Source organism: Pseudomonas sp. 14P5.3.2 (assembly GCF_057799175.1).
The window spans coordinates 45,922-57,199 of record NZ_JBYOKU010000039.1 but is presented as its reverse complement, the minus strand read 5'-3'; the positions used below and the strand labels follow the sequence as shown (position 1 = coordinate 57,199).

At 61.3% G+C, this 11,278-nt stretch carries 10 protein-coding genes; 5 read left to right on the top strand and 5 right to left on the bottom strand.

The window, feature by feature from the left end:
* Positions 1 to 14: 14 nt before the first annotated feature.
* Both AC27VU_RS24580 and AC27VU_RS24575 read right to left on the bottom strand, forming a co-directional pair.
* Positions 15 to 389 carry a DUF6124 family protein gene (locus AC27VU_RS24580; RefSeq protein WP_262142016.1) on the bottom strand — a complete coding sequence of 125 codons (375 nt, stop codon included), beginning with the start codon at positions 387 to 389 and terminating at the stop codon, positions 15 to 17.
* A gap of 383 nt (positions 390 to 772) precedes the next feature.
* Complete coding sequence (locus tag AC27VU_RS24575; RefSeq protein WP_123534232.1) at positions 773 to 1,741, bottom strand: LysR family transcriptional regulator; 969 nt, start codon at positions 1,739 to 1,741, stop codon at positions 773 to 775.
* A 274-nt stretch (positions 1,742 to 2,015) separates the two neighbouring features.
* On the opposite strand from AC27VU_RS24575, the gene AC27VU_RS24570 reads away from it, so the two are divergent.
* From AC27VU_RS24570 to AC27VU_RS24555, 4 genes are all read left to right on the top strand, one after another.
* Positions 2,016 to 3,515 (top strand): efflux transporter outer membrane subunit, encoded by a 1,500-nt coding sequence (locus AC27VU_RS24570; protein ID WP_488725087.1) that lies wholly within the window; start codon positions 2,016 to 2,018, stop codon positions 3,513 to 3,515.
* Between the two features lie 171 nt (positions 3,516 to 3,686).
* Positions 3,687 to 5,879 (top strand): FUSC family protein, encoded by a 2,193-nt coding sequence (locus AC27VU_RS24565; RefSeq protein WP_488725086.1) that lies wholly within the window; start codon positions 3,687 to 3,689, stop codon positions 5,877 to 5,879.
* A complete protein-coding gene (locus tag AC27VU_RS24560; RefSeq protein ID WP_003221811.1) occupies positions 5,869 to 6,069 on the top strand; it encodes a DUF1656 domain-containing protein in 201 nt (66 codons plus the stop codon). Before AC27VU_RS24565 ends, AC27VU_RS24560 begins: the two co-directional genes overlap by 11 nt.
* A 10-nt stretch (positions 6,070 to 6,079) precedes the next feature.
* Positions 6,080 to 6,946: an efflux RND transporter periplasmic adaptor subunit gene (locus AC27VU_RS24555; RefSeq protein ID WP_488725085.1), complete on the top strand. Its 867-nt coding sequence runs from the start codon at positions 6,080 to 6,082 to the stop codon at positions 6,944 to 6,946.
* 130 nt (positions 6,947 to 7,076) lie between these two features.
* Here AC27VU_RS24555 and AC27VU_RS24550 read toward each other — a convergent pair whose 3' ends face one another.
* Positions 7,077 to 7,475: a DUF4440 domain-containing protein gene (locus AC27VU_RS24550; protein WP_488725084.1), complete on the bottom strand. Its 399-nt coding sequence runs from the start codon at positions 7,473 to 7,475 to the stop codon at positions 7,077 to 7,079.
* Positions 7,472 to 8,842, bottom strand: a complete 1,371-nt coding sequence (locus AC27VU_RS24545; protein ID WP_488725083.1) for an MFS transporter — start codon at positions 8,840 to 8,842, stop codon at positions 7,472 to 7,474. The genes AC27VU_RS24550 and AC27VU_RS24545 overlap by 4 nt, the downstream gene beginning before the upstream one ends.
* Positions 8,843 to 8,951: 109 nt before the next feature.
* Between AC27VU_RS24545 and AC27VU_RS24540 the strand changes: the two genes are divergently transcribed.
* The gene (locus AC27VU_RS24540; RefSeq protein WP_488725082.1) at positions 8,952 to 9,860 is read left to right on the top strand and encodes a LysR family transcriptional regulator; all 909 of its coding nucleotides are present in this window, start codon (positions 8,952 to 8,954) and stop codon (positions 9,858 to 9,860) included.
* A 62-nt stretch (positions 9,861 to 9,922) separates the two neighbouring features.
* On the opposite strand, the gene AC27VU_RS24535 is transcribed toward AC27VU_RS24540, so the two are convergent.
* Positions 9,923 to 11,227 (bottom strand): NHL repeat-containing protein, encoded by a 1,305-nt coding sequence (locus AC27VU_RS24535; RefSeq protein WP_488725081.1) that lies wholly within the window; start codon positions 11,225 to 11,227, stop codon positions 9,923 to 9,925.
* Positions 11,228 to 11,278: the final 51 nt, after the last annotated feature.

The following is an 11,278-nucleotide window of genomic DNA, read 5'->3' as shown; positions in this document are numbered from 1 at the left end:
GCTCCCACTATGGCTCAGCTGTGTGCCGCAGATTGGGTGATTTCCACATTATCCAGCACCCGATTCACCGCCAGTTCAGCCAGCATGATGATTTGCTGGATCGCCAGTATCGTCTGTCGCTGCGGGCTGTCTACATAGGCCGCAATGTCGCTGGTCATGATGCTCGCCGAAGCCAGTGATTCGCAGGCGTGAACCAGCAGGCTTTCGTTGTCCATGTCGGGGGCGACCTGGAACATGCTGCTGGGTTTGTGGCATCTCACAGCGGCGGCGGAGGGTTTCAGGTAGTGGTCGAGGGCGCGTTCAGCGGCGTCGTGGAGTTTTTTTGAATCGAGGGATTCGTAGGGGGAGGTGCTTTCCGCTGGGGGCGGATTGGGTGTGGGTTTGATCATGGTGGAACTCCATTCGGGATGTGAAGTTCGCCACGTACTGCGACCAAGCAATAGGGTGGCGAACCGTACGCAGGTTGGTCGACCAGGGAATGGAAACCCGGCAGGGCCAAGGCCCTCCCACGCACAGCTCGCCATTAAGCAAGCTTAAAAAAGTGCGCCATTCTAAACCCGGACGACCAAGTCCGGTCGTTGATTTGTCAACGACCCCCTGAGCCTATCCACCCCACTTCCGAGCCACAACCGTCAAAACCTGTCGGAAAACTCCCCCCAAATCACCGCTTCTGTAGGAGCTGCCGTAGGCTGCGATCTTTTGATTTTTAAACATCAAGGGCAAAAGATCGCAGCCTGCGGCAGCTCCTACAGGTTTAGTGATGTGTTGAAAATCAGTTGGCGACGCGGGCTCCGGCGAGGCTCCCGCTCAACTCATAAGCCGCCAGTTCCGCCTGATGCGCCGCCAATATCTCCGGCAGCGACCCGCGCAAATACTCGACCCACGTCTTGATCTTCGCATCCAGGTATTGCCGCGAAGGGTAGATCGCATACAGGTTGAGTTCCTGCGAGCGGTAGTTGGGCATGACGCGCACCAGCGTGCCGTTGCGCAGGCCTTCGATGGCGGCGTAGACCGGCAGGACGCCGACGCCCATGCCGCTGATGATTGCGGTTTTCATCGCGTCGGCGGAGTTTACCAGGAATGGCGAGCTGTTGATGGTGACCATTTCCTGGCCTTCGGGGCCGTCGAAGGCCCATTTTTCCAGGGGGATCACCGGGCTCACCAGACGCAGGCAGGCGTGGTTCAGCAGGTCGCTGGGTTTTTGCGCGCAGCCGTTGGCTTTCACGTAGGCCGGGGAGGCGCAGACGATGCTGTAGGTGATGCCCAGGCGTTGCGAGACGAAGCCCGAATCCGGTAGTTCGCGGGCCAGCACGATGGACACGTCGTAGCCTTCGTCGAGCAGGTCCGGCACACGGTTGGCCATGGTCAGGTCGAAGGTCACGTCCGGGTGGGTCTTGCGGTAGCGGGCGATGGCGTCGATCACGAAGTGCTGGCCGATGCCGGTCATGGTGTGCACTTTCAACTGGCCGGCGGGGCGGGCGTGGGCTTCGCTGGCCTCGGCTTCGGCTTCTTCGACATAGGCCAGGATCTGCTCGCAGCGCAGCAGGTAGCGCTTGCCGGCCTCGGTCAGGGCGATGCGCCGGGTCGTGCGATTGAGCAGGCGGGTTTGCAGGTGGGCTTCCAGGTTGGAGACCGCGCGCGAGACGTTGGCCGTGGTGGTGTCGAGTTGCACGGCGGCGGCGGTGAAGCTGCCGGCTTCGGCCACACAACTGAAGGCGCGCATGTTTTGCAATGTGTCCATGGGGTGCTCTCAAGGGAGATGGCAAATTGTGACACGAAGTTTCAGGGGCTGAGACCCCCGACCAAGGGATTATCTCGTTAACGGTAACAAAGATTCACAGGAATCCCAGCTTATCGCCACCAAGGTGCCCACCTAGAATTGCGCCGTTGTGGGAGCGGGCTTGCTCGCGAAAGCGATTTCATCTTCAACGCGGCGTCTTCTGACAGAGCGCTTTCGCGAGCAAGCCCGCTCCCACAGGGCCTCGGTTCTTCCCCTTTTTCAGGAATTCGCAGCTGTGCCGCGTCGCATCAACAGAGCGCTTTTGCCGCTCAGTGTTCTGGCTTTTACCCTGGGTCTCAGCGGCTGCATCTCAACGCAAGGAATTGCCCCGCATAGCAAGGCATTGGAAGCCGACGCACTGGCCACTGACGACGCCATCGCCCACGCCGCGAAAGACGCCAACTGGCCCACCGCACAATGGTGGCAAGCCTACGGTGACCCGCAACTCAATCACTGGATCGACCTCGCCCTACAGGGCAGTCCGAGCATGGCCATGGCCGCGGCGCGGGTGCGGCAAGCCAAGGCGCTGGCCGGTGTCGCCGAGGCCGCCGAGTCGTTGCAGATCAATGGCGAGTCGACACTCAAACGCCACAACTGGCCGACTGACCCGTTCTACGGCCCGGGCGAGCTGTCCAACACCACCACCTGGGACAACAACGCCGCGCTCGGTTTCAGCTATGCCCTCGACCTCTGGGGCCGCGAAAGCAATGCCAGCGAACGCGCGGTGGATCTGGCGCACATGAGCGCCGCCGAAGCGCGGCTGGCGCAGCTGGAATTGCAGAACAACCTCGTGCGCGCCTACATCGAACTGTCGCTGCATTACGCCCAGCGCGACATCGTCGCCGCGACGCTCAAGCAGCAACAGCAGATTCTCGATCTGGCGCAGAAGCGCCTGAACGGCGGAATCGGCACGCACTTCGAAGTCAGTCAGGCCGAAACGCCGCTGCCGGAAACCCATCGGCAACTCGATGCGCTGGACGAAGCAATCGCCCTCAGCCGCAACCAGATCGCCGCACTGGCGGGCAAAGGCCCAGGCGCGGGTGCGCAGTTGCAGCGGCCGACGCTGGCGCTGGGGGCAGCATTGAAACTGCCGTCGGCATTGCCCGCCGAGTTGCTCGGTCAGCGCCCGGACGTGGTTGCCAGTCGCTGGCAAGTGGCGGCGCAGGCACGCGGGATCGATGTCGCGCACGCCGGTTTCTATCCCAACGTCGATCTGGTCGGCAGCCTCGGCTACATGGCGACCGGTGGCGGGGCGCTGGAGTTTTTGACTGGCAAGAAGCTCAACTACAACGTCGGCCCGGCGATCTCGCTGCCGATCTTCGACGGTGGGCGTTTGCGCAGCGAGTTGGGCGAAGCGTCCGCCGGGTATGACATCGCCGTGGCGCACTACAACCAGACGCTGGTCAATGCGCTGAAGAACATCTCCGATCAGTTGATCCGCCGCGAGTCGATGGACAAGCAGCAAGCCTTCGCCGCCGAGTCGGTGGCCACGGCGCAGAAGACTTACGACATCGCGATGATTGCTTATCAGCGTGGCCTTACCGACTACCTCAACGTGCTCAATGCGCAGACCTTGCTGTTCAAGCAACAGCAAGTGCAGCAGCAGGTGCAGGCGGCGCGGTTGAGTGCGCATGCGGAGTTGGTGACGGCGTTGGGTGGCGGCCTCGGGGCTGGCAGTGACGTGCCCACTGTCGAGCAAACAGCAGCCCCGAAAACCCCGGCCCTCCTGCGGTGAACACAATCCCGACGGCATGCGCAAACCTGTGGCGAGGGAGCTTGCTCCCGCTGGGCTGCGCAGCTGCCCCAAAAATCTTGTGAGCGCTGCGCACTCAAGCGGGAGCAAGCTCCCTCGCCACAAGAATTGCGTGATCCACAGACTTTTTCTTCATTTATTGAGCAAGACCAAATGACTCCCTTGCCCGCACCTCTACGCTGGCTCTACTCCCTGGAATGGCGTCGGGGTTTGTTTGACTGGGCGCGCAGTGATGGCGTGACCTGGGTCTACATCTTCAAGGTATTGCTCGCCGCGTTCCTCACACTGTGGCTGGCGATGCGCCTGGAGTTGCCGCAGCCGCGTACGGCGATGATCACCGTGTTCATCGTCATGCAGCCACAGAGCGGCCATGTGTTCGCCAAGAGTTTCTATCGCTTCCTCGGCACCCTGGCCGGGTCGGCGATGATGGTTACGCTGATCTCGCTGTTCGCGCAGAACACCGAACTGTTCCTCGGTTCGCTAGCCATCTGGGTCGGTATCTGCTCGGCGGGTGCGGCGCGTTGCCGTAACTTTCGCGCTTACGGTTTTGTCCTCGCCGGCTACACCGCGGCGATGGTCGGGCTGCCCGCGCTGGCGCATCCGGACGGTGCGTTCATGGCCGCCGTCTGGCGGGTGCTGGAGATCTCGCTGGGGATTCTCTGCTCGACGGTAGTCAGCGCCGCGATCCTGCCGCAAACCGCCAGCGCGGCGATGCGCAACGCCCTGTATCAGCGCTTCGGCGTGTTCGCGTTGTTCGTCACCGATGGCCTGCGCGGGCGCAGCAAAGCCGAGTCGTTCGAAGCGAGCAATGTGCGTTTCATTGCCGAAGCCGTGGGCCTCGAAGGGCTGCGCAGCGTGACCGTTTTCGAAGACCCGCACATGCGTCGGCGCAACGGGCGCCTCAGTCGTTTGAACAGCGAGTTCATGGGCATCACCACCCGCTTCAATGCCCTGCATCAGTTGCTGGAACGCTTGCGCGTGAACGACGAAGAACACGTGGTGGCGGCGATCAGACCGGGCCTGCAGGATCTGGCCGAAGTGCTCGACGGCTTCAGTGGCCGCGCCCTCACCAGCCCGGACGCCGCACGCCTGGCGACGGCACTTGCGACGTACAAGGAGGGCCTGCCGTCGCGGGTGCGCAGCCTGCGTGCAGCCTTTCAGGAGACTGACCCTAGCGACGCCGAGCAACTGGATTTTCACACCGCGTACGAACTGCTCTATCGCTTCGTCGATGACTTGCACAGTTATGCACAGACCCACGCCTCGCTGGCCGATCACCGCCACGAGCGTGAGCGCTGGGACGAGCCGTTCACCCCGCAAACCAACTGGTGGGCCGCGGCGGCCTCGGGGATTCGCGCCTCGTTCATCCTGATGGTGCTGGGCAGCTATTGGGTCGCCACCGCGTGGCCGAGCGGTGCGACCATGACCCTGATTGCTGCCGCGACCGTGGGCCTGTCTGCCGCCACGCCGAACCCGAAACGCATGGCTTTTCAAATGGCCTGCGGTACGTTTCTCGGGGCGCTGATCGGCTTCGTCGAGATGTTTTTCATCTTCCCGTGGATCGACGGTTTTCCGCTGCTGTGCGTGATGCTCGCGCCAGTGATCGTGCTCGGCTCGTTCCTCGCTTCGCGACCGCAATACGCAGGTGTCGGTCTCGGTTTGTTGATCTTCTTCAGCACCGGTTCGGTGCCGGACAACCTGACCATTTACAACCCCTACACCTTCATCAACGACTACATCGCCATGGTCATGGGCATGCTGGTCTGCGCCGCTGCCGGCGCAATCATTCTGCCGCCCAACAGCCGTTGGTTGTGGAAGCGCCTGGAGCAGGACCTGCGCGGCCAGGTTGTCTACGCGATCAGCGGCAAACTCAAGGGCCTGGCGTCGAGTTTCGAGAGTCGTACCCGCGATTTGCTGCACCAAGCTTATGGTCTCGCCGCCGGGCAGCCGACCGTGCAGAAGAACCTGCTGCGCTGGATGTTCGTGGTGCTCGAAGTCGGCCACGCGATCATCGAGTTGCGCAAGGAACAGGCGATCCTCCCGGTGCATCCGGCCTATGCCGAATCGCAGCCGTGGCGTCAGGCAATTCGCGTGATGGGCCGGGCGCTGGTGCGACTGTTTCTGCAACCGAACCCGAGCAATCTGGAACGCGCACTGGTGGCGGTCGATCACGCAATCAGTCGGGTTGCGGCGACTGACGAGCCGTTCGCGCCGCACTTCGACACGTCCGCGTTACGCCGGGTGAAGAGCTATCTGCACTTCATCCGCACCTCGTTGCTCGACCCGCAATCACCACTCGCTGCCTATGCCGTCGCCAAGCCCGAAGGACTTGCCCATGCCTCGTGAAATCGCCTTCCACGGCGTGTACATGCCGACCATGACCCTGATGTTTTTTGTCGCTGCGGCGCTGGCCTGGGCACTCGACCGGTTTCTCTCGGGGTTCGACCTGTACCGTTTTTTCTGGCACCCGGCGCTGCTGCGTCTGAGCCTGTTTACCTGTCTGTTCGGCGCCATGGCGCTGACTGTCTACCGTTGAGAACGTTCTGATGAAAAAGTTTTTCAGCCTGCTCGCGACCCTGCTGGTGCTGGCCATGGCACTGTGGATCGGCCGGACCCTGTGGGAGCACTACATGAATACCCCGTGGACCCGTGACGGCCGGGTGCGGGCGGACATCATCAACGTCGCCGCCGACGTTACCGGGGAAGTGGTCGACGTACCGGTGCGCGACAACCAGTTGGTGAAGAAGGGTGACCTGCTGATGCAGATCGACCCCGAGCATTACCGTCTCGCGGTGAAGCAGGCGCAGTCGCTGGTGGCTTCGCGCAAGGCGACGTGGGAGATGCGCAAGGTCAACGCGCATCGCCGCGCCGACCTCGACAATCTGGTGATCTCCAAGGAAAACCGCGACGACGCCAGCAACATCGCCGACGCCGCGCAGGCCGACTATCAACACGCGCAAGCGCAACTGGAAGCCGCCGAACTCAACCTGAAACGCACCGAAGTACGTGCGGCGGTGGACGGCTACGTGACCAACCTCAACGTGCATCGCGGTGACTACGCGCGCATCGGCGAAGCGAAAATGGCCGTGGTCGACATGAACTCGTTCTGGGTCTACGGCTTCTTCGAAGAGACCAAATTGCCGCACGTGCGCGTAGGCGACAAAGCCGACATGCAACTGATGAGCGGTGAAGTCTTGAAGGGGCATGTGGAGAGTATTTCCCGCGGCATCTACGACCGCGACAACCCGGAAAGCCGCGAGCTGATCGCCGACGTGAACCCGACGTTCAACTGGGTACGACTGGCGCAGCGGGTGCCGGTGCGCATTCACATCGATGAAGTGCCGGAGGGTGTGTTGTTGGCGGCGGGGATTACCTGCACCGTGGTGGTGAAGCAGGACGCTGTGGATAACTGAAATACCGAGTCGCTTTCATTCGCGAGCAAGCTCGCTCCCACAGGGGGGCCGGGGTGCAGCAAATATCCCTTGTGGGAGCGAGCTTGCTCGCGAAGAGGTCGACTCGTTACTTCAGAAAAGCGCTGAGCAATCATTCAGCGCAAAACGTCTCCTGCAAATGCCGCCACAGCACCCGCCCGGCCTCGGTCTTTTCAAACACCACCGTCGATCGGCGATCGGTGCGCAACCCGCTCGCATCACTCTGCTGCTCGCGATAACTCAGCGTCGCGCCATGCGCATGCAGCGCAATCCCGCGCAGCTCACTGAGCTCGATTCTGAAGTCGGCCTTCTTCCCACCCGCCGACTGAAACAATGCGCGCAGGGCCTCGATATCCAGCGCCCGGCCCAGCGGCGTGACCATGGAAAAATCTGCCGAGAACCGGCTCAGCAAACGCGCAAGTTCCGCCGAATCCTGCTCCACGGCAAACCAGCGTTCGATGACCAGGTGGGCCTGGATCACTTCATCAAAATATTCGTTGTAGTCAATCATGTGGATTTTTCCTGAAGGGGAGGTGAGCTCAGCAGGGCGAGCACTTTGCTTGCATCGAAACGCAGCACCGCGACCATCGGCAACAGCGTGAGCAGCGCGGCGGCAAGAAAGCAGTATTGGAATCCGTTGCCGCCCAGTGCGCCCAACAACGAACTGAGCAACGCCGCGCCGAGGCAGAAACCGAGCTGGCGATTGATGTTCCACAACGCACTGGAGTGGCCCATTTTTTCCGGCGCGATGCCGACAAACGCCAGGCTCTGCGCGGTCACGCTGCACAGGCTGCCGCCCAGACCCATCAAGGCGTAGGCGATGATCAGCGGCGCGGCGGCGGGTTGTTCGATGCGCATCAGCATGACAATCCCCAGGCACTGCAAAAGCATCCCGGCGATCAGCAACGGCTTGGGGCCGATGCGGTTGAAACTGCGTTTGCCGAGCATGATCGCCACACCCGAGGCGGCCGCCCAGGACAGCATCAGCGCACCGGTTTGCGCCGCGCCGAAACCGAGGTCGTGCAGGTACAACACGGCAATCATGTTGGTACCGGTAAACACCCCGGGCACGAACAGGTAGATCAGCATCGCCAGGCGCAGCGACGGACTGTAGATCAGTTGCAGGTCGAGCACCGCGTCGGGTTTGTGCCAGCCATCACGCAGGTACAGCCATAAGGTCAGGACGCCGAGCAGCAGCACCCCGGCGGCGAGGTGACGGGTAGCGGCGGCGCTCGCCAGGCTCACCGCAATCAACAACAGACTCAGGGCTGATACGGCCAGCAGCAGACCGAGTAGATCCAGCGTCGGGCGTTCAAGGGTGGCCCGATCCGCTTTTAACCAGAGCAGACCCAATCCGAAAGCCAGCAGCGCCATGGGCATGTTCAGGTAGAAAATCCAGCGCCATGACAACGCCTCGACGATCAAGCCGCCCGCCGCCGGCGACAGGGCCGGCACCAGCAGCGCGACCATCAGCACCACGCCGGTGAGGTGCGCGCGTTGTGTCGCTGGATACTGCCGATACGCCAAGGCCTGACCGATTGGCAACAGCAAGCCGCCACCCAGTCCTTGCAGCAGGCGCCAGCCGATCAGGCTTTCAATCGACCCGGCCTGGGCCACCAGACCGGAGGCGATGCCGAACACCAGCAACGAGCCGAGGATCAGCCGCCGCTCGCCCAGCCGCGCCGCCAGCCACACGCTCAGCGGAATGATCAGTGTCAGCCCGAGCATGTAGGCGTTGGTGATCCACGCCAGTTGCGTCACGGATGCCTGTAATTCCCGGGCGATGTCCGGGTAGGCGATGCTCGCGGCGAACATGTTCAGCAGGTCGAGGGCAAACCCGAACAGATACACCAGCGCGACTTTCGAGCGATAGGCCATGGCAGCTTCCCTGTGATGAGACGTGCAGGGTAGGGGGCTTCAGGCGTTAGGAAAATGCTGGTTTGCCTGCTAGTTTGTCAAAATATTTTTGACAAGGAGTGCGTGGGACATGGTCAGCCTGGACCGTTTTGACACTTTCAAAGCCGTGGTCGAGGCCGGCTCATTGACCGCGGCCGCCGATACTCTGGGCCAGACCCGGGCGGTGGTGAGCTTCAATCTCAAGCGCCTGGAAGAAGAACTGGGCGTTACCTTGCTCACGCGCAACACGCGGCAACTGGCCCTGACCGATGCCGGCGAGCGTTTTTATCGACGCTGTCTGCGCACCCTTGACGAAGCGCGACTGGCGATCGAGGAAGCGCGCTCCGAGCATTCGCAACTCAAAGGCACGTTGCGCATCACCACCACCGTGGAATTCGCCCTGGCCCAGGTGGTGCCGGCGCTGGAGGTGTTCCGTCAGCAACAGCCGCAACTGAACATTCATCTGTCGACGTCCTCGACCCATGCCGATCTGATCTCTGAACGCTTTGACATGGCGATTCGTCTGGGGCGCATGCACGACTCCAATCTGCGCGCGGTGCAGTTGTCAACGTTCGAGGTGTTTGCGGTGGCGGCGCCACAGTTGGTCGAGCGCTTCGCGCCGGTTGCCACACTGGCGACGCTGGAGTCGATGCCGACGCTGGGCCACGGCCGAGTTCCGGAAATGACCGTGACCGACCCGACCGGGACCGAGCATTTCTACCAGCCAAAACCGGGTACCACCGCCATCGTCGCCGACAATTCGGCGACGCTCAGGGCGTTTGCGCTGACCGGGCAAGGCGTGGCGATTTTGCCGCAATGGCTGATTCAGGAGGATCTGGACGCCGGGCGATTGGTGCGGTTGCTGGCCGATTATCGTTTTGCTCAGCAGGGTGTTTACGCGCTGTATCCGGATACCCGGCATTTGCCGCTGAAGGTGCGGGCGTTTATTGATTTCATGAAGGGCTGGGGGGGAAGGCGCAAACTATCCGCACCGACGTGAACCCGGCTTGGTAATCGCGAGCACGCGCCCATCCCCGAAATGTCGAGGATGGGCATCGATGATCAACCGACAAATCCCCAAAGATTGCCGTATGGGCCGCCGACTCCGGTGACGTTACCGGCAAATACAAATCTCTCATCGTTGCGCTGTTGCAGAAAAATCGACGCGGGCATGGCCGACGTATCCCTGCTCAGAAAGCCATTTGTGCCAAATTCTTTGTCAAGGTCGCCAGTGCCAAGAAAACGAGCGATGTGGGTTTCCAGGTCACTGCCCGCTACGGTAATTCTGTTCTCGCTGTCGATGAAACCTGCGCACCAGTTGTCTCCTGTGTGCTTTTCAAGAAGGGTCAGTAACGGTTCGCCTCGGTTGAAATGAGGGTTTGGCTTGCCGTTTTCATCCATTTTGACCAGGAGCCCGTGCATGCTTTGCCCGGCTCGCCTTGAGTGACCCAGCCCGAAAACACCTCCTTCCGCTGTTTTCACCAGACCCTGCACGGTGCTGTCGCTGTGTGTGAGGTTCAGCAAGTGGACTCCGGGCGTGCTGGGGTTGCCGTAGCTTTTATCCATGCTGCCGTCAGGGTTGAGACGGGCAAAGTAACCCTGCGTTCTTTCTGCACGAGTGGCGCTGCCGGCGATCAGGATCTTCCCGGAGTCGAGCAGGTGCATTGCCGAAATCGATGTCGCGGAGACCGTAGCGTGAAGTTTGATGTCGAGGCGTCCATCGCTGGCGAAATGCTTGTCCGGTTGTCCCTTTTCAGTCACGCGATACAGCACGGCATGAGTTCTTTCCGGGGCGCCCATGACGTGATAGGTCGCACCGACGACGATCATGCCATCCACTTGCACTGCCACATTGCCTGTGTCTGAGAGGCAATTCTCCGTCGGTAGATTTCGCAGGATCAGTTTGCCCTGGGTCGCAAAGTCCAGGTCCTGCACGCCGTTTTCGTTGAAACGTCCCAACACCAGGTGCACGGGCGGAGACTCGGTGTCTTTATCCACAGTGGTTCCGCCCTGCATATAGATCTGTGACCCATGCATCGCCACTTTGCCGCCTAATGCGTCAAACTGCTTATAGAACTTGTTGAAGGTGAAGCCTTTGCTCGCGAAGGTCGGATCCAGCCTGCCATCTTCATTCAGACGTGCCAGCCCATAGTAGGACGAGGTGTAGAGTACGGAGTCGTCGGCCTCCTTGGCCTCGTCGTCATGGGAGACAGTGATGCCGAGGAGGAGTTTTCCCGTGGGCAACCGGTAAAGGCCTTTGATTTGTCGATCATTCCCGTTTGCGTGCGGCAAAATCGCGAGGGTCACAACGCCCTTTTCACCAAAGCTCGGATCGATGTCGCCAGGTTTACGCTCGAAAGTACTCATTATTTTCACCGATTGATGTACGGATGCTCGCGAGTGTGAGCGTCTTGCATC